The organism is Pelagibacterium sp. (assembly GCF_035555455.1).
Classification (GTDB): Bacteria; Pseudomonadota; Alphaproteobacteria; order Rhizobiales; family Devosiaceae; genus Pelagibacterium.
In genome coordinates this window covers 16,853-34,259 of the sequence record NZ_DATMGM010000018.1, presented here as the reverse complement: position 1 = coordinate 34,259, position 17,407 = coordinate 16,853, and the positions used below count along the sequence as shown (strand labels likewise).

Genomic DNA, 17,407 nt, shown 5'->3' with positions numbered 1-17,407 from the left:
AAGAGGACCAGACTGTGTCAGTTGGCACGGCCATCGTAGTGGACCCAGATGGTTTGGGCCGGGCCGAAGCTTGTGGGCGACGGGCCCACCGACGCGGTGCGCGTGAAACGCGACGCGGTGAGGGTGCTGTCTTCGCCATCGCCAGCGGTTCCGCTGCCGCCGTCGAACGCGAAATGATCGCTGGAGAGGGCGGCGGAGGCGAGGAGGCTTTCCGCAACGGAATCGAGATCGGGCGCATAGAGCGTGCCCGGTGCGACCGTGAGGCTGGCCATGGCGTTGGCGGTTTCCTGGTCCGGTTCAGCGGACAGCGCAGGGCTTTCGAACAGGGCGGCAAAGGCGTCGAGATCGGACGCGGTATCGAGGGCGGCGGTCTGGATCGCGCCGTCAAGTGCGGGACGCAGCGGCAGGTCGGCGGGCGTGCTCACGGCAGCGGCGGCCGGTGCCGGAGCGGTGGAAAATTGCGGGCGCGGCTGGGGGACGGGGGCTTCGGCGACGCTGGTTACATCCAAGGTTGCGCCGCCAGAGGGGGCATAGGCGGAGGGCGTCGCCGCGCGCAACTCGGCCAGCGTGCGCGACATGGCCGGGGGCAAGGGCGCATCGGGGGCAATGCCGGGATCGGCCATTGCGACCTGACGGGTCATTTCCGCGGCATCGATGATCTGGAAAGGCATGTTTTCGGGCACCGCAGGCGCGCCGACGAGCGCGGACGGGCGACCCGGAGGGGCGGGCGGCTCGACCAAGGCCTGTTGAGCGGGGGCTGCTGCGACGGCCACCGGAGCCGGAGTTGCAGCGGGTGTGGCTGCAGGGGCCGGAGCGGCTGCGATCTGTTGCGGGGCGGGGGCGGCCTGCTGGGCATTGTTGCCGCCGGTGATCATATCCCAAAGGGTGCGAGGACGTTCGCCATCGGCGACCTGAACGGCTCCGCCGGTCATGGCAGCGCCAGCGTTGCACGGGACACGATGGCAGCGCTGCCATTCGGCCTGGGCGTATTGATAGCCCTGCTGGGAGAGCACCCGTCCGTTGGACGGCACGTGCAGGGTGCGCCCATCGGGGAAGACGTTGCGCAGCTGGGCTTCGGTCATGCGCGGCCAAGCGCGGACCGAGCCGGTATCGAGGTGAACGAACGGGCTGCCCGAGGTCGGATAGTACCCCACGCCGCCGATCTGCTTGCGAAAGCCGATTTCGCGCAATTTGGCGACGGGCACACCGGGAATGAAAAAGTCGAGGGCCTTGCCCTGCATGTGAAGCGAATTTTCAGCCACGCCGGACGTGGTGGTGGACAGCATCGCATTGGTCTGGGGCGCGCGATAGGCCGAGACGATATGGACCGGCTGGCTCGAACCGGCTTCCTGATAGACTTCCCAGAGCAGGTCGAACAGGGCCGGGTCCATTTTGGCGGGCTCGTTGCGCCGCCAATCGCGCAGGAACACGTTGAGTTCGTTCAGCGCAGACTGGATGAACTTTCCGTTGCGCTTGTAAACGATCCGCACCGTTTCCTTGGTGTGGGTGTAGTAGAGATAGAGCTCGCGCTCATTGGCGGCCTGCGCGCTCATGGTCATCGGCAGCATTGCCGCGAGCCCGATCGTTGCGGCGACGAGTGCGCGCACGAACAAGCTGATGGATTTGGATCCCCTACGCATCACGCCCGGCTGTCCGCTCTTTTTGTGGCGTTTCCGGCGGCTGGCACGGGAAACGCTATACCTCACATAGCCCGGACCGTTTCAGGATACGCGAAACGGATTATCACTCCAGACCGATACTCGACGGCAATATTGGCAGCAAAATTATCATGAAACGTTAACGCTAACGCGTCGTGTACGCCACCCTGTGCCCTGTTGACGCTGTGAGGGTGGGGGACAAAGGCGGCGCGAGCATGACGAAATCGTTACCGGGGGATTAATGGGACGTTTGCGTCTTTGCGGATGGGCACGTTGCGCACCCCTCATCCGACCGCTTCGCGGCCACCTTCTCCCTCAAGGGGAGAAGGGAAGAGTGCTGAGCACCCTGATGAGCGGGAACACATCTTCTATTTCAGCCCCAGCATGTCGATGATGCGGGCGTCGTGGCCGTAGAGATCGGCGAACGAGCGGATGGTGCCGTCATTTTCGATCCGCAGCGTGAAATAGGTGAGGTGAACGGGCACCTGCCGGTCCATGTTGAACCAGCGCTCGCTGCTGCCAAGGGTGTTTTCCAGCGAGGCCACGGTGAAGCCGGGTTCGAATTCGAGCAGGGCCTGCGCGAAGCCGAACGGATCCTGCACCCGAACACAGCCATGGCTGAGCGCCCGCATGGAGCGCTCGAACAGATAGCGGGCATTGGTGTCGTGCAGATAGACGTCATGGCTGTTGGGGAACAGGAATTTGACCTGGCCCATGGCGTTGGAATTGCCGGGCTTCTGGCGCACGCGGAACATCGAGGGGGTGGCTTGAGACCAGTCGACCATCCACGGATCGATGGCCTTGCCGCCGTACAGAAGCTCCATGTTCTGGCTGGCGATGTAATTGGGATTGGCCGCCACGCGCGGGAACACTTCATTGCGCAGGATCGAGGAGGGGACGTTCCAATAGGGGTTGGTGACCACGTGGCGGATCATGTCCGAAAAGATCGGGGTCTGGTTGACGGCGGTGCCGACGATGATCCGCGTGTTCCACACCGAGCGCCCGTCGCGCATCACGTCGAGGCGGTATTCGGGGATGTTGACCAGAACGTTGAAGTCGCCCAGATCGTCCGGCATCCACCGCCAGCGCTCCATATTGGCGATGATCAGTGCCTCGGTCGCGCCATTGGCGCCATTGAGGGCAGCGACGGTGGCGGGGCCGACGACACTGTCGGGGGCAAGGCCCATGGTCGTCTGGAACTCTGCCACGGCGGAGGCAAGCTCCGCATCGTAAATGGCGGGGTTGGCCTCGGCTGGCAGCGACACGGCGAGGCGGTCGCGCAAGGCGGCAACGCGAGGGTCGGTCATGCCCGGGCGAAGCAAAGTGCCATCGGGGATCGGAGGAATGTCCTCAATCGCGCCGGAATAGTGCTTGGCCAGCAGATCGCGCAACGCAATAAATTGCGGGTGGGTGGGGTGATAACCCATCAGCACGGCAGCCGGATCGCGGGCCTCGGCGATGGCGGCGAACAGAGCCGCTTCATCGACGGGCCGGGTGTCCACATCGATAAAATCGGAAACCTGACGCGGATTGAGCCTGCCGCCTCGCGCGTCGCTTGCATAGCGCAGGACAGCAGTGGAAAACTGTGCTTCGAGCGCGGCAAGCGCTTCGGGGTCGCCAGCGGCAGCGGCGATCATGTCGGTGGTGATGGCGTAGTCGGCGGGGTCGAGGCCTTGCAGATGGGCGTTTTCAAACAGGGCGATGAGGTTTTCGGCAGCGTCGGAAAAGACGATATCGGTGCCGGATTCATCGAGCCAGAGCGGTTCGAAATGGCGCGCGCCATAGAAATAATACAGCCGGCTGACGTCGGTATCGGCGCGAGAACCGGTGGAGGCCCCGGCCATCGCGGCGCGCAAGCCGTCGCGAATTGTGTGGCCCAGATCGGTCTGCGGTGGCGCGATCAGGATGCGCGTCGCCTCGATGCCGTTGACGGTGACCGTCTGATAGGCGGGGCTGGCAACAGTGAAGGCAAACACGGAAATGCTCGCCAGTGCGCCCGTCAACAGGCCCTTCAACCCCGGTCTCAACATTCTCACCCTACCGTCCCAAGCCACTGGCGCATCCTGTCGTCTTGTTGACGAATCTCTACCATGCGCATGATGAATAAATTTTTAGCGTGTCTGGAGCGGGCCGCAAGGAAGGTGCCGCGTTCGTGAGCATCAATGGGCGGCGATTGAGGCAATCACGCAACATTCTCGCCGCCTGCGCCCTCGAAGCCGTATTCCTTGAGCTTGCGATAGAGGGTGGACCGGCCGATGCCCAACTGGCGGGCGACCTGGGCCATGCGACCGGCGTTGAGGTCGATGGCAAAGGCGATCAGCTCACGCTCGATCTCGGCCAGCGGCAGGACATTGCCATCGGTATCGAGGAAGCGATCCGGGAGCTGGACCGGAGCCGGATCGGGAAGGCGCGGCAGGGCAGGAGCGTCGTCGATGTGGACCGGTTCGACCGGGGCCAGCAACGCCGGGCCGCTGTTGCGTGCTGCCTCCAGCCCGCGTTCTGCCGCCATGATCTGGGGAAAATCCTCGACCGTGAGGGTCGGGCCTTCGGCCAGCACAACGGCCCGGAACACGGCGTTTTCGAGTTGGCGGATATTGCCGGGCCAGTCGAACCCCAGAAGCATCTGCAACGCTTCAGGGGCGATGGCGGAGACGCGCCGACCTTCTTCAGCGGCGAAGCGGGCGATGAAATGGGCGACCAGCGCAGGGATGTCGTCTTTCCGCTCGCGCAGGGGCGGCAAGTAGATGGGGAAGACGTTGAGGCGGTAATAGAGGTCTTCGCGGAACGCGCCTTCGCGGGCGAGATTGAGAAGGCGGCGGTTGGTGGCGGAAATCACCCGCACATTGACCTTGACCGGGCGGGCGGCCCCCACCGGTTCGATCTCGCCATCCTGGAGCGCGCGCAACAGCTTGACCTGGATGTCGAGAGGCAGTTCGCCGACTTCGTCGAGAAACAAGGTGCCGTTATGGGCCTCGCGGAACTTGCCGGGAGCATCGGCGATCGCGCCGGTGAAAGCGCCCTTGACGTGGCCGAACAGGGTGGATTCGACAAGATTGGCGGGGATGGCGCCGCAATTGATGGTGATGAACGGTTTTCCTGCGCGGTCGCCGGAGCCCTGGATGGCGCGGGCGAGCAGTTCCTTGCCGACCCCCGATTCGCCTTCGATCAGCACCGGGATGGTGCTGGCGGTCGCCTTGCGCCCCAGCTCCAGGGTGCGGGCCATGGATGGGCTTTTGGTGACGATATGGGAAAAGGAGAACTGGCCGCTGATGCGGGCGCGCTCGGCCTTGAGGCTCGATTCGAGCGTTTGCAGCTTGAGGGCATTGTGCAGCGAGACGGTGATACGCTCGGGGGCGACGGGTTTTACGAAAAAATCGATGGCCCCCAGCCGCATCGCCGAAATCACGGTGTCGAGGGAGGTCTGGGCCGTCTGGACGATTACGGGAATCGCGACGGTCTCCCTGCGCAGCGCTTCGAGGACCGCCATGCCATCCATTTCGGGCATGACCAGATCGAGAATCATCGCGCCGATCCGGGGATTGCTCCGCAGAAGATCGAGCGCTTCGGCGCCTGAATGCACGACCAGCGGGGCAAAGCCCGCCCGTGCGACGACTTCCGAAGTCAGACGACAGTGGATGGGATCGTCGTCGACAATCAGAACCTTTTGCATGCGGGAAGCAACTCCGAACCTCACCAGAACACCACAGGCGCTCTAACGCTTTGTTTCTCCGCGCTTCCGAACCGAAAAACCGGCCCCACTTTTCCTGGAAGCGCTTCTTGTTTCTTCACGCTTCCGAGCCGGAAAACCGGCCCAATTTTCCTGGAAGCGGTTTGGCACCGACAGCTCCCCGGCTGTGTGCCGAATCGTGGGAGTGTGCCGATTTGGGTCAAATTAGGCATGATCGCTTAACAGGGTTTTAAGGAAGAGAGGGCGTGAGCCCCGTTGCCTGGCGAGAGCAGGGACCGGATGCCGCCTTGTCGATGGAAAACGGCCTCTGTACAGTCCGCAAAAATCAGAATGGCGGAGTTTTCCTGATGTCCTCGCCCCAGACCACTGCACATGACAACCCGTTGGGCGTGCTTCCCCAATGGGACCTTTCCGATCTTTATCCGGGTGTCGATTCAGAGCCGCTCAAGGCCGATCTCGCGCTGGTCGACAGCCAGACCCGCTCGATCGAGGCCGACTATAAGGGTAAACTGCAAGAACATGCTGAAGGCGGCACGCTGATCGAGGCGGTGCGGCGGTATGAAAAGCTGGCTGAGGTGATGGGCCGTCTGGGGTCGTTTGCCTATCTCAACTACGCCCAGAATACGGGCGATGGAGACCGGGTGAAATTTCTTGGCGATATTCAGGATACGCTGACCGGGTTTTCAGCGCGGACGCTGTTCTTCCCGCTCGAAATCAACCGCATCCCCGACGACGTTCTGGACAGTGCGTTTGAGCGCGATGCCGAGCTGGCGCGGTATCGTCCGTGGTTTGACGAATTACGCAAGGCGCGGCCCTATCAGCTTGAAGACCGGGTCGAAGAGCTGTTCCACGACAAATACATCACGGCGCGGGCCGGGTGGACGCGGCTCTATGACGAGACCATGGCGGCGCTTCCCTTCACTGTGGACGGGGAGACGCTGGGGCTCGAACAGACGCTCAACCTGCTCAGCGACAAGGTCGAGGCTAAACGCGAATCGGCGTTCAAGGCGCTGAGCGCGACGCTGGGCGAGAACAAGCGGCTGTTCACCCACATCACCAACGTTCTGGCCAAGGATCACGAGATATCCGACCGGTGGCGCGGGTATGAGGATGTCGCCGACAGCCGGCACCTTGCCAATTCGGTCGAGCGCGAGGTCGTGGATGCGCTGGAAAGTTCGGTGCGCGATGCCTATCCGCGACTGTCGCACCGCTACTACCAGATGAAGGCCAAATGGTTCGGCAAGGCCAGGCTCGATGCCTGGGACCGCAACGCGCCGCTGCCCACCTCGGACGACCGGATTTTCGACTGGGATACGGCAAAGGAGACGGTGCTGGATGCCTATGGGCGCTTTTCGCCCCGGCTGCGCGAGGTGGCGCTGCCGTTTTTTGACAGCGGCTGGATCGATGCGGCGGTCAAGCCCAACAAGGCACCCGGCGCGTTTGCCCACCCCACGGTCACGACGGCGCACCCGTATCTGATGCTCAACTATATGGGCCGGACCCGCGACGTGATGACGCTGGCCCATGAGCTGGGACACGGGGTGCATCAAAGGCTGGCGGCGGGGCAGGGCGAACTGATGGCGCCGACGCCGCTGACGCTGGCCGAAACGGCGAGCGTTTTTGGCGAGATGCTCACCTTCCGCGCCATTCTCGATGCCACGACCGATCCGCAGCAGCGGTTTGCGCTGATTGCCTCGAAGATCGAGGACATGCTCAACACCGTGGTGCGGCAGATTTCGTTTTACAGTTTCGAGCGAAACGTGCATCAGGCGCGGCGCAAAGGCGAATTGCGGCCCGAGGAAATCGACGGCTTCTGGATGGAAGTATCGCGCGAGAGCCTGGGGCCGGGGATTGAGCTCAATGACGGCTATGAGGTTCTATGGAGCTATATCGGGCATTTCATCCGCTCACCCTTCTACGTCTATGCGTATGCATTCGGCGATTGCCTTGTGAACTCGCTCTATGCGCAGTATGAAACATCCACCGAAGGGTTCGCCGAGCGGTATTTCGACATGCTCAGCGCCGGAGGCTCGAAACACCATTCGGAGCTGCTGGCGCCATTTGGACTTGATGCCCGCGACCCCCAGTTCTGGTCGCTGGGCCTTTCCATGATCGAAAGACTGATTGACGAACTCGAAAAGACTCAGCCCTAAAAGGGCAAACGGGGTTAACGAGACAACATAGGGGAAAGCCAAGATGGCCCATAATCAGGTCGCTACCTATTCCGACAAACCGATAACTGACGGTCAGAAATCGAAGGAATTCGAAGAGCACAGCAAGACCTATGCCGGTTTTGTGTTCATCACCAAGTGGTCCGTGATCACGCTGGTGGTGATATTGGTGCTGCTGTATTTGTTCCTAGTCCACTAAACCGGCCGATGGCGGAGAGTGGCCGGGCGGATGTCCGGACCATCAGAGGTAAGAATTCATGAAGATTGCCGTATTGCGTGAGGGATCGGGCGAGAGCCGGGTTTCTTGCACGCCGGAAACGGTTTCCAAGCTGATCGGGCTTGGCGCATCGGTCAGTGTCGAAAAAGGCGCCGGAGAAGCCTCGCGCATCCCCGACCAGTTCTATAAGGACGCTGGAGCCAGCGTCGAAGCCAGCGCTGCCGCAGCGGTCAAGGGCGCCGATGTGGTGCTCGCCGTCCGCCGCCCGGTGGCAGCGGCGCTTGCGGGCGCGGCCAAGGGTGCATTGGTGCTCGCCATCGCCGATCCTTACGGCAACGAGGCTGCGCTGGGTGCGCTGGCCAAGGCCGGTCTGTCGGTGTTCGGCATGGAGCTGATGCCGCGCATCACCCGTGCGCAGGTCATGGACGTGCTGTCGAGCCAGGCCAACCTTGCGGGCTATCAGGCGGTGATCGAGGCCTCGATGGCCTATGACCGCGCGCTGCCCATGATGATGACGGCAGCGGGCACGGTGCGTGCCGCCAAGACGTTCGTGATGGGTGCCGGTGTGGCGGGCCTGCAGGCGATTGCAACCGCGCGCCGCCTGGGTGCAGCCGTATCGGCCACCGACGTGCGCGCCGCTGCTGGCGAGCAGGTGGAATCACTGGGTGCCAAGTTCATCATGACCGATGCGCTCAAGGACGCATCGGGCACGGGCGGATACGCGCGTGAGCTGACCAAGGACGAGCAGGCCGCGCAGGCCGAACTGGTCGCCGGTCACATCGCCAAGCAGGACATCGTCATCACCACGGCGCTGATCCCCGGACGCCCGGCTCCCAAGCTGGTCACCAAGGCGATGGTCGAATCCATGGCACCGGGATCGGTGATCGTCGATCTGGCCGCCGAGCGCGGCGGGAACGTGGAATTGACCAAGCCGGGTGAAGTGGTGGTCCACAAGGACGTCACCATCATCGGGACGCTCAATCTGGCTGGAAAGATCGCGGCGACGGCTTCGCAGCTCTATGCCAAGAACCTGCTGGCCTTCCTCGAAACCATGATCGACAAGGACGCCAAGGCACTCAAAGTCGATTGGGAAGACGAGTTGGTGCAGGCGACGTTGCTGACCCGCGACGGCGCGGTGGTGCATCCCAATTTCGCAGGCGCTGCGGCGGAAGCCGCCGAGAAGGCCCCGGCGAAAAAGCCAGCTGCAGCGAAAAAGCCTGCGGCAGAGCCTGCCGACGCCGAGGCCGCCGAGACGGTTGCGGACGCCAAACCCGCAGCCAAGGCACCGGCCAAGAAAGCAGCGGCCAAGCCGGCTGCCGCCAAAGCCCCTGCCAAGAAGGCTCCGGCTAAAAAGCCTGCCGCCAAGAAGCCCGCAGCCCCCAAGACGGACGGAGACGCCTGATGGGTATCGATCCCTTTTTCTTTTTCCTTTCGGTGTTCGTCCTCGCCATCTTCGTAGGATACTACGTGGTCTGGTCGGTGACGCCCGCCCTTCACACCCCGCTCATGGCTGTCACCAACGCGATCTCCTCGGTGATCGTGGTGGGTGCGCTGCTCGCCGTCGGTGTTTCCACCATCGGTGAACCCGGCCCGGCCCGCTGGTTCGGCTTTATCGCGCTGATCCTCGCCTCGGTGAACATTTTCGGCGGGTTCCTCGTCACCCAGCGCATGCTGGCGATGTACAAGAAGAAGGGCTGATCCAGCTATGATCTCTGCAAATATCGCGGCCCTCGCCTATCTCGTCGCCGGGTCGCTGTTCATCCTCGCACTGCGTGGGCTGTCGTCGCCCACCACAGCGCGCCGTGGCAACACAATGGGCATGGTCGGCATGCTCATTGCCGTGCTGACCACGCTGGCCGTCGCCAACGTCACCGATCCGTTCGCATGGGTGCTGATCATTGCCGGCCTGGCGATCGGTGGCATCGCGGGGGCGGTCATCGCCCGCCGGGTGCCGATGACGGCCATGCCGCAGCTGGTTGCCGCCTTCCACTCGCTGGTCGGTCTGGCCGCCGTGTTCGTGGCGGCGGCTGCACTCTATGCCCCGGTTGCCTTCAACATCGGTGTGCCCGGTCAGGTCAGCATTCAGGCCTTGATTGAAATGAGCATCGGTGCGGCCATCGGTGCCTTCACCTTCACCGGTTCGGTCATCGCCTTTGCCAAGCTCGACGGCCGCATGAGCGGGCGTCCGATCATGCTGCCGGCCCGTCACCTGATCCATATCGCGATTGCCGTGGCGATCGTGGCGCTGGTCTGGTACTTTACCGTCAGCCAGGACCCGATGGCGTTCTGGGCGATCACCATTCTCGCGCTCATTCTGGGCGGGCTGATGATCATCCCGATCGGCGGAGCCGACATGCCGGTGGTGGTCTCGATGCTCAACTCCTATTCGGGGTGGGCAGCTGCCGGTATCGGGTTCACGCTGGGCAACACCGCGCTGATCATCACCGGTGCGCTGGTCGGCTCTTCGGGCGCGATCCTGAGCTACATCATGTGCAAGGCGATGAACCGCTCGTTCATCTCGGTCATCCTTGGCGGGTTCGGCAATGATGACGCGGCTGCTGCCGCAGGCGATACCGAAGAGCGTCCCGTCAAGCAGGGCTCGGCGGAAGATGCGGCTTTCATCATGCAGAATGCCTCCAAGGTCATCATCGTGCCCGGTTACGGCATGGCGGTGGCTCAGGCCCAGCACGCGCTGCGGGAAATGGCCGATGAGCTCAAGGCTGCTGGCGTCGAAGTCAAATACGCCATTCACCCGGTTGCGGGGCGTATGCCCGGCCACATGAACGTGCTGCTGGCCGAAGCCAACGTGCCCTATGACGAAGTGTTCGAACTTGAAGACATCAACTCCGAGTTCGCACAGGCCGACGTTGCCTTCGTCATCGGCGCCAACGACGTGACCAACCCCGCCGCCAAGACGGACAAGACTTCGCCGATCTACGGCATGCCGATCCTGGACGTTGAAAAGGCCGGTACGGTGCTGTTCATCAAGCGCGGCATGGCTGCCGGTTATGCCGGTGTGCAGAACGAACTGTTCTTCCGCGACAACACGATGATGCTGTTCGGCGACGCCAAGAAGGTCACCGAATCGATCGTGAAATCGATGCATCACTGATCGAGTTTTCGATTGCACAAAGGCCCGGGAGCGATCCCGGGCCTTTTTTGTTGGCGGTAACACTGGTGTGCGTACTTGTCGGGGGTGGGTGGGGTGTCCATGTTGGGCGCAATTGCAAAGGAATTTTCATGACCCGATCCATCCGTATCGATCTGTTCACCGATATCGTCTGTCCCTGGTGCCTGATCGGCACGGCGCGCCTCGATCAGGCGCTGGCCGGGCTCGATAAGGACGTCCAGGTGGAAATCTTCCATCATCCGTTCCTGCTCGATCCAACGACGCCGGAAAGCGGCCAGAACACGCGCGAACGGCTCAAGGAGAAATATGGCGGGGATATCGAGGCGATGCAGGCGCGGGTGGAAGCTGCGGCGCGCGACGCCGGGGTGGCGCTGGACATGAAAGTGCAGCCGATGAGCTACCCGACCGTCAAGCCGCATACGCTGATCCGTGCGGCTGCGCCCGGGCAGCAATATGGCCTCGCCAAAGCCTTTGCCGCTGCGTATTTTCTTGAAGGCAAGAACATCACCGATGACGCGATCCTTGCCGATATTGCTGTCGATCATGGCTTCGATCGCGCAGAGGCGCTGGCACTGGTGAATAACCAGGGCGAGCTCGATACCACGAAGGCACTGGCGGTTTCGGCCAGCCAGCAGGGCATCAACGGAGTGCCGTTCTTTATCTTCAACAACCAGTTCGCGATTTCGGGCGGACAACCGCCGGAAGTGTTTGCGCGGGCATTTCGCGTGGCGCTGGGTGAGGAAGCCTTGACCCAGGGCTGATCCTGCCGTGAGCATGAACGCCTGTGAGTCGGAGGCTGGACATGCTCAGGAAAATCATCGTTGGCGTGGTGGTGGCGGTGGTGGTCGTCTATGGCGGGCTGCTCGGCTACCTCTACGCCAACCAGCGGGATTTTTTCTTTTTCCCCGAGGGGGACGTTTATGAGCCCGCATCTGTGGGGCTCGATGCTGAAGTCGTGACCATCCCCACCAGCAATGGGGAAACGATAACCGGGTGGTACGGGGCCGCGCAGCCGGGCCAGCCCGCCATCCTCTATCTCAAAGGCAATAGCGGGAGCTTCTCGGCGGAATATGAACGCTTCATTGCGTTCAGCGAAGCCGGATATGGATTCTTGTCCGTCGACTATCGCGGGTTTCCCCTGTCGCCGGGCGAGATCACCGAAGCCAATTTGCTGGCCGACGCCCTTGCGGCGTTCGATTGGCTGAGCGAGCGGGAAACGGAAATCGTTGTCTGGGGGCGCTCGCTGGGCGCGTCGCCCGCGGTGTATGTGGCGAGCCGCCGCAATGCCGAGGCCCTGCTGCTGGAAACGCCGTTTTATTCCGCCGTCAATGTTGCTGCAGAGCGCTATCCCTATGTGCCGGTCGGCTGGCTGATGCTCGATCAGTTCCGGTCCAATGACTGGATCGGGGATGTCGAGGAGCCGGTGTTCGTCGCCCATGGAACGGCGGACGCTACGGTGAGCGTGGGCAATGGCGAAAAGCTTTATGCCGAGGTGCCGAATCCCTATCAGCTCTGGATCGAGGAGGGGGCCGACCACTCGGATCTGTGGGCGCGGGGGATCTGGGAGCGCGCGCAGGCGTTCTTTGAGGGTGTTAAAGGAGAGTGATATGGCAAAATTTCTGGCCCTCTACACGGGCACCGCAACGGCGACCGAAAAGGCGCAGGCCGAAGGACGCATAGATGAGGCGGCGGGCATGAAGGCGTGGGGCGCGTGGATGGAAGCGCATGCGGGGGCGATCATCGATGCGGGAGGTCCCCTGGGCAAGACAAAGAAGGTGTCGCCTGACGGGATCGCCGACAGCGTCAATACCGCTGCTGCCTATGTGATCGTCGAGGCGCCTTCGCACGAAGCTGCCGCCGAGATGTTCCGGGGCCATGCGCATTTCACGCAGTTTCCCGGTGAGGCGGTGGAGGTCATGCCGATTCTGGATGTGCCGGGGGCTTAGAACCCGGAAGCGCGAGGAAACAGGACTGGCTCCGGAAATGAAAACGCCGCCCCAAGGGACGGCGTTTTTTGCAAATATGTTCACAATGCCGCTGATCAGCGACGGCCGGTCGTAACACCCGCCTCGCGCTGCGCGCGCTTACGAGCCAGCTTGCGGGCCCGGCGAATTGCCTCGGCCTTCTGGCGCGCCTTCTTTTCAGAAGGCTTCTCGTAATAATTGCGCAGCTTCATTTCGCGAAACACACCTTCGCGCTGCAACTTCTTCTTCAGCGCCCGGAGCGCCTGATCGACATTGTTATCGCGAACGACTACTTGCACGCGGAACACCCGCCCTTTCAGTTGGAGTATCGGCTGAAATCAAACGCCAAGAGCAAATAAAACTCTGACGTCGGCCGACACATGCCAGCCGCCGTGGTCGCGGTTGTTATCAGAAGAGGGGCGCGCTGTCCACCAAAGGCTTGCGGACGCCGTAATTCTATCGCTTGATCGGGTGCACGATATTGAGGTGGCCCATTTTGCGGCCAGCCCGTGCTTCGCTTTTACCATAGATGTGGGGCTGGACCCCCGGAGTGGCGGACCGGTCAGCCGTGGCGAAGATCTCGTCGCCGATCAGGTTTTCCATGGTGACATCGGCAAGCCGCGTCGTGTCGCCCAAGGGCCAGCCCACAACGGCACGGATGTGGTTTTCGAACTGATCGGTGACACATACCGCCTGGGTCCAGTGCCCGGAATTGTGGACCCTTGGGGCGATCTCGTTGACGAGGAGATGCGGCTCGTCGCCATCGGCCACGACGAAAAATTCGACCCCCATGGTGCCCACATAATCGAGCGCCTGGGCAATGCGTTCGGCAATGGCTTTTGCCGTGCTGCCCGCAGCAGGCGAGATGGAGGCGGGCAGGGTCGAGGTCTTGAGGATGTGGTCGCGATGAACGTTCTCGGACGGATCGTACGAGACGATGTCGCCATTGGCGGCGCGCACGACGATCACCGAGATTTCTTTTTCGAAAGGAATAAAGGCTTCGAGCACCAGCGGCGCGCCGGCCTCAAGCTCGGCAAAGGCGTGGGCAGCGTCCTCGGGGCTGCGGAGCATCCGCTGTCCTTTGCCGTCATAGCCAAGCCGGGTGGTCTTGAGCACGCTGGGCGCGCCGATCCGGGCGATGGCGGCTTCGAGTTCAGCCAGGCTGGTAACGGGACTGTAGGGCGCAATGGCAATGCCGCTTTCGCTCAGGAACGCCTTTTCGACGAGGCGGTCCTGGCTGACTTCAAGGGCGCGGGGGCCGGGGCGCAGGGGCACGATTTCCGCGATGAGGCGCGCGGCGGCCAGGGGAACGTTCTCGAACTCATAGGTCACCACATCGACCGCTTCGGCAAAGGCGCGCAGGGCCTGGGCATCGTCATAGGATGCCACCGTTTTGTGCGGGGTCACCTCGAAGGCGGGGCTGTCGGGATCGGGGCAATAGATGTGGGTGCGCATGCCCAAACGGCTGGCGGCGAGGGACAGCATGCGGCCAAGCTGGCCGCCGCCCAGAATGCCGATGCGGGATCCGGGGGAAAGCGGGCGCAGGTCAGTCATCGTCTTTGGGGAACTCCGCCACGGCGCTGGTTTGCCGCTCCCGCCATTCAGCCAGCCGGTCGGCTAGATCGTCGTCTGACAGCGACAGGATCGACGCGGCAAGTAAAGCGGCGTTGATTGCGCCGGGCTTGCCGATCGCAAGGGTGGCGACGGGGACGCCGCCGGGCATCTGAACGATGGAATAGAGGCTGTCGAGACCGTTCAGGGCCTTCGATTCCACAGGGACCCCAAGCACCGGCAAAGTGGTCATCGAGGCGATCATGCCCGGCAGATGGGCCGCGCCCCCGGCACCTGCGATGATGACCTGAAAGCCTTCGTCGCGCGCCGTGGTGGCGAAATCGACCATGCGCAATGGGGTGCGGTGGGCGGAAACGATACGGGCCTCATAATCGACCCGCAGCGCTTCGAGCGTTTCGGCGGCAAAACGCATCGTCGGCCAGTCCGACTGGCTGCCCATGACAATGGCAATCGGAGGGGGTGTAACCATGAGCCTGTCCCGCCGGGCGTCGTCCGGACACAGTCCGAACCGGGCCGGCCTTTCGTTTTCGCGCGCTCCTCATTGGGCAGAGGGCCCTTTTCAAAGCAGCACTGTAGTGGCCAAAGCGTGGCTGTATCCGAAGGCGGGCCGCGATTCAAGCCGACAAAAGACGAAGCCGGTGGGAACGATCAGTGGGCGTGGCCGTCGTCGAAGTCCTGGGTGCCGGCCTGCCAATAGCCTGCCGCCTTGATCCAGTCGGGCTCGTGCTGGCGATCCTCGACGAAATGCTTGCGCACCGCCTTGCTCATCGCGCTTTCGCCAGCGATGAACACATAGCCATCGCCCTCGGGCAGAACGAGGGTTCTGGCGGCGGCCAGCAGCAGATCGGGGGTGCCCGGTTCGGCGCCTTCGCGGCTGACCCATTTGATCTGAGCGCCTTCTGGGGCATCGATTTTTTGGACTTCGGCGGTATCGGCGATCTCGATCAGGGCGAAAACCGCAGCGTCGCGGGGCAGCTCCTCCAGCCTGCGGGCAATGGCGGGCAGGGCGGTTTCGTCGCCGATCAGCACATACCAGTCGAACGCTCCGCGCAGGACGAACGAGCCGCGGGGCCCGCCAATGCCGATCTGATGGCCCGGTGCAGCCTTTTCAGCCCAGCTCGACGCCGGACCATCGCCATGCAGGACGAAATCAAGGGTCAGCGTCTTTGCGGTATTGTCGTAATAGCGCGGGGTGTAGTCGCGCGCTTCCGGCCGCTGCCCGGACGGGAAAGCCAGGCCATTCTCGCCGGCCGTGGGGACGGGAAACCCGGTTGCACCCGGTTCTGCAAAGAACACCTTGCAATGATCGTCATAGCCAAGGGAGACAAAGCTCGCAAAATCGTCGCAGCCGAGAGTGACGCGCACCATCCTGGGGGTGATGTGCTCGGTTTCGAGCACGGTCGCCACGCGGAACTTGAGCTCATGGCGGACACGTTCGACGAAACGGGATTGGTCGGTCATTTGCACTCTTCCTAAATTTGCTACATCAGGACGTACGAATGGTGACGGATAAAGTCAACTTACCTGTCATGCGATGATGTCCGGGAGGATCATGCGTTCGAGTTGGGTGATGCGGTCCTTGAGGGCCAGTTTGCGCTTCTTGAGCCGCTGAATCAGGGTGGCGTCGGCCAGGCCCGACGCAGAAAGCGTATGAATGGCGGCATCGAGATCGGAATGTTCCTGGCGCTTGGTGGCCAGTTCAAGCCCCAGCCTTGCTTCGATTTCCTTATCCAATGGCAACATGAAGTGATCCCCTGCACGGCACGAAGCGTAAATTGCGGCGCATTCCATACGCTGATGGACGACTTTTGCCACAGATTTGCCATTGGACAAAGACGGCAAAGAATGTGACGATATTGTCGTCCAATGATGAAAGGAGTGACTATGACTTCACAGACTTACATCACTTCCCTGGAGCGGCGGCATCAGGATATCGATCGAAAGATCTCCGAGGAAATGCGTCACCCCTCGCGTGATGCGCTGCTGATCGCCGCTCTCAAGCGCAAGAAGCTCGAACTCAAGGATCAGATGGCGCGCGCTTCGCGTGACGCTCCCCATTAAGGGTCCCGCTTCAAGCGTGATCAATCTGTGAGGCCTCGGCGCAAGCTGCGGCCTTTTTTATTTCCTCAGGTCACTGTGCCGGTGATGCCTATCACCCCGTCATAGATCAGCTTGAGCGATAGGGCGAAGATGAGCACATAGGCGACCCGGTAGAACAGGGACGTATCGATGCGCCGGACAAGGAAGACGCCCAGCAGCATGCCCCCTATCGCGACAGGAACGAGGTAAAGCGCGGCCTGCATATTGGCCAGTGACAGTTGGCCGAGGACGAAATAGGGCGGGATCTTGATGGCGTTGACCACAGAGAAAAACACCGCGTTGGTCCCCGCGAACAGGGCCGGCGACATGCGCATGGGCAGGGTGTAAATCTGGATCGGCGGGCCACCGGTGTGACTGATGAAACTGGTGAACCCGGCAATGGTGCCCCAGAAACTCCCCCACCGGCGTGAGGGCGGCAATCCACTGAGCTTGCTGCGCAGCGGAAGCCAGGCGTCGAGCACGAACAGCAGCGTGATGATACCGATGGCGAGCCGGACCATGGCCTCGCTGACGACGGCGGACAGCGACCACGCGATGACCGTGCCGATCAGCGCACCGGGCAGCAAAATCCAGACAATTTTCCAGTTGACCTGACGCCGGTAAGAGATCAGCGCAATCACATCCATCACGATCAGCAGCGGCAGCATCATGCCTGCCGCATCGCGCGCGGGCATCACCAGCGTGAGGAGCGGAACACCCATGACCCCCAGGCTGGCCACCAATCCAGATTTCGAGAGCCCGACAAGAAACACCGCAAGCGCGGCGACAAGAAAAAAGGTGATGTCGAGCATACAGAACCGGCAGGTCAATAAAGATCAGTCAGGCATAGCGCCGCCAAACGGGGCCGAAGTCAAGCTGCCGCCGGACGGCATAAAAACGGCCCGCGCCAACTGGCAGCGGGCCGACG

At 62.3% G+C, this 17,407-nt stretch carries 18 protein-coding genes; 9 read left to right on the top strand and 9 right to left on the bottom strand.

Annotation, left to right across the window (positions count from 1 at the left end; genetic code table 11):
- Positions 1-17: 17 nt before the first annotated feature.
- From VNS12_RS03095 to VNS12_RS03085, 3 genes are all read right to left on the bottom strand, one after another.
- Entirely contained in the window at positions 18-1,640 is a 1,623-nt protein-coding gene (locus tag VNS12_RS03095; protein WP_325486405.1) for a peptidoglycan L,D-endopeptidase MepK, read from the bottom strand.
- Positions 1,641-2,026: 386 nt separating this feature from the next.
- Positions 2,027-3,688, bottom strand: a complete 1,662-nt coding sequence (locus tag VNS12_RS03090; RefSeq protein ID WP_325486376.1) for a L,D-transpeptidase family protein — start codon at positions 3,686-3,688, stop codon at positions 2,027-2,029.
- Positions 3,689-3,840: 152 nt separating this feature from the next.
- Positions 3,841-5,328: a sigma-54-dependent transcriptional regulator gene (locus VNS12_RS03085; RefSeq protein WP_325486375.1), complete on the bottom strand. Its 1,488-nt coding sequence runs from the start codon at positions 5,326-5,328 to the stop codon at positions 3,841-3,843.
- A 365-nt stretch (positions 5,329-5,693) separates the two neighbouring features.
- Here VNS12_RS03085 and VNS12_RS03080 point away from each other — a divergent pair, with 365 nt between their 5' ends.
- The 8 genes from VNS12_RS03080 to VNS12_RS03045 all read left to right on the top strand — a co-directional run bounded on the left by VNS12_RS03080 (position 5,694) and on the right by VNS12_RS03045 (position 12,810).
- On the top strand, positions 5,694-7,499 hold the full coding sequence (locus VNS12_RS03080; protein ID WP_325486374.1) for a M3 family oligoendopeptidase: 1,806 nt from the start codon (positions 5,694-5,696) through the stop codon (positions 7,497-7,499).
- Between the two features lie 43 nt (positions 7,500-7,542).
- Entirely contained in the window at positions 7,543-7,716 is a 174-nt protein-coding gene (locus tag VNS12_RS03075; RefSeq protein WP_325486373.1) for an aa3-type cytochrome c oxidase subunit IV, read from the top strand.
- Between the two features lie 58 nt (positions 7,717-7,774).
- Positions 7,775-9,136, top strand: coding sequence for a Re/Si-specific NAD(P)(+) transhydrogenase subunit alpha (locus VNS12_RS03070; protein ID WP_325486372.1), 1,362 nt, complete (start codon positions 7,775-7,777; stop codon positions 9,134-9,136).
- Positions 9,136-9,432 (top strand): proton-translocating transhydrogenase family protein, encoded by a 297-nt coding sequence (locus tag VNS12_RS03065; RefSeq protein WP_325486371.1) that lies wholly within the window; start codon positions 9,136-9,138, stop codon positions 9,430-9,432. The genes VNS12_RS03070 and VNS12_RS03065 overlap by 1 nt, the downstream gene beginning before the upstream one ends.
- 10 nt (positions 9,433-9,442) lie before the next feature.
- Entirely contained in the window at positions 9,443-10,846 is a 1,404-nt protein-coding gene (locus tag VNS12_RS03060; protein ID WP_325486404.1) for an NAD(P)(+) transhydrogenase (Re/Si-specific) subunit beta, read from the top strand.
- A gap of 128 nt (positions 10,847-10,974) precedes the next feature.
- Positions 10,975-11,625, top strand: coding sequence for a DsbA family oxidoreductase (locus VNS12_RS03055; RefSeq protein ID WP_325486370.1), 651 nt, complete (start codon positions 10,975-10,977; stop codon positions 11,623-11,625).
- A gap of 41 nt (positions 11,626-11,666) precedes the next feature.
- Positions 11,667-12,470 (top strand): alpha/beta hydrolase, encoded by an 804-nt coding sequence (locus VNS12_RS03050; protein ID WP_325486369.1) that lies wholly within the window; start codon positions 11,667-11,669, stop codon positions 12,468-12,470.
- 1 nt (position 12,471) lies between these two features.
- Positions 12,472-12,810, top strand: a complete 339-nt coding sequence (locus VNS12_RS03045; protein ID WP_325486368.1) for a YciI family protein — start codon at positions 12,472-12,474, stop codon at positions 12,808-12,810.
- A gap of 95 nt (positions 12,811-12,905) precedes the next feature.
- Here VNS12_RS03045 and rpsU read toward each other — a convergent pair whose 3' ends face one another.
- The 5 genes from rpsU to VNS12_RS03020 form a co-directional block, all read right to left on the bottom strand.
- On the bottom strand, positions 12,906-13,127 hold the full coding sequence (gene rpsU, locus VNS12_RS03040) for a 30S ribosomal protein S21 (protein ID WP_325486403.1): 222 nt from the start codon (positions 13,125-13,127) through the stop codon (positions 12,906-12,908).
- Between the two features lie 157 nt (positions 13,128-13,284).
- Positions 13,285-14,382: a 5-(carboxyamino)imidazole ribonucleotide synthase gene (locus VNS12_RS03035; protein ID WP_325486367.1), complete on the bottom strand. Its 1,098-nt coding sequence runs from the start codon at positions 14,380-14,382 to the stop codon at positions 13,285-13,287.
- Positions 14,375-14,869, bottom strand: a complete 495-nt coding sequence (gene purE, locus VNS12_RS03030) for a 5-(carboxyamino)imidazole ribonucleotide mutase (protein WP_325486366.1) — start codon at positions 14,867-14,869, stop codon at positions 14,375-14,377. The genes VNS12_RS03035 and purE overlap by 8 nt, the downstream gene beginning before the upstream one ends.
- 179 nt (positions 14,870-15,048) lie before the next feature.
- Complete coding sequence (locus tag VNS12_RS03025) at positions 15,049-15,861, bottom strand: siderophore-interacting protein (RefSeq protein ID WP_325486365.1); 813 nt, start codon at positions 15,859-15,861, stop codon at positions 15,049-15,051.
- A gap of 66 nt (positions 15,862-15,927) precedes the next feature.
- Complete coding sequence (locus VNS12_RS03020) at positions 15,928-16,143, bottom strand: YdcH family protein (protein WP_325486364.1); 216 nt, start codon at positions 16,141-16,143, stop codon at positions 15,928-15,930.
- Positions 16,144-16,284: 141 nt separating this feature from the next.
- On the opposite strand from VNS12_RS03020, the gene VNS12_RS03015 reads away from it, so the two are divergent.
- Positions 16,285-16,461, top strand: a complete 177-nt coding sequence (locus tag VNS12_RS03015; RefSeq protein WP_325486363.1) for a YdcH family protein — start codon at positions 16,285-16,287, stop codon at positions 16,459-16,461.
- 65 nt (positions 16,462-16,526) lie between these two features.
- Here VNS12_RS03015 and VNS12_RS03010 read toward each other — a convergent pair whose 3' ends face one another.
- The gene (locus VNS12_RS03010) at positions 16,527-17,291 is read right to left on the bottom strand and encodes a sulfite exporter TauE/SafE family protein (RefSeq protein WP_325486362.1); all 765 of its coding nucleotides are present in this window, start codon (positions 17,289-17,291) and stop codon (positions 16,527-16,529) included.
- Between the last annotated feature and the right edge of the window lie 116 nt (positions 17,292-17,407).

Coding starts and splice junctions, on each gene's coding strand:
- VNS12_RS03095 (WP_325486405.1), bottom strand. CDS start 1,640: ATGCGTAGGGGATCCAAATCCATCAGCTTGTTCGTGCGCGCACTCGTC.
- VNS12_RS03090 (WP_325486376.1), bottom strand. CDS start 3,688: ATGTTGAGACCGGGGTTGAAGGGCCTGTTGACGGGCGCACTGGCGAGC.
- VNS12_RS03085 (WP_325486375.1), bottom strand. CDS start 5,328: ATGCAAAAGGTTCTGATTGTCGACGACGATCCCATCCACTGTCGTCTG.
- VNS12_RS03080 (WP_325486374.1), top strand. CDS start 5,694: ATGTCCTCGCCCCAGACCACTGCACATGACAACCCGTTGGGCGTGCTT.
- VNS12_RS03075 (WP_325486373.1), top strand. CDS start 7,543: ATGGCCCATAATCAGGTCGCTACCTATTCCGACAAACCGATAACTGAC.
- VNS12_RS03070 (WP_325486372.1), top strand. CDS start 7,775: ATGAAGATTGCCGTATTGCGTGAGGGATCGGGCGAGAGCCGGGTTTCT.
- VNS12_RS03065 (WP_325486371.1), top strand. CDS start 9,136: ATGGGTATCGATCCCTTTTTCTTTTTCCTTTCGGTGTTCGTCCTCGCC.
- VNS12_RS03055 (WP_325486370.1), top strand. CDS start 10,975: ATGACCCGATCCATCCGTATCGATCTGTTCACCGATATCGTCTGTCCC.
- VNS12_RS03050 (WP_325486369.1), top strand. CDS start 11,667: ATGCTCAGGAAAATCATCGTTGGCGTGGTGGTGGCGGTGGTGGTCGTC.
- VNS12_RS03045 (WP_325486368.1), top strand. CDS start 12,472: ATGGCAAAATTTCTGGCCCTCTACACGGGCACCGCAACGGCGACCGAA.
- VNS12_RS03035 (WP_325486367.1), bottom strand. CDS start 14,382: ATGACTGACCTGCGCCCGCTTTCCCCCGGATCCCGCATCGGCATTCTG.
- purE (WP_325486366.1), bottom strand. CDS start 14,869: ATGGTTACACCCCCTCCGATTGCCATTGTCATGGGCAGCCAGTCGGAC.
- VNS12_RS03025 (WP_325486365.1), bottom strand. CDS start 15,861: ATGACCGACCAATCCCGTTTCGTCGAACGTGTCCGCCATGAGCTCAAG.
- VNS12_RS03020 (WP_325486364.1), bottom strand. CDS start 16,143: ATGTTGCCATTGGATAAGGAAATCGAAGCAAGGCTGGGGCTTGAACTG.
- VNS12_RS03015 (WP_325486363.1), top strand. CDS start 16,285: ATGACTTCACAGACTTACATCACTTCCCTGGAGCGGCGGCATCAGGAT.
- VNS12_RS03010 (WP_325486362.1), bottom strand. CDS start 17,291: ATGCTCGACATCACCTTTTTTCTTGTCGCCGCGCTTGCGGTGTTTCTT.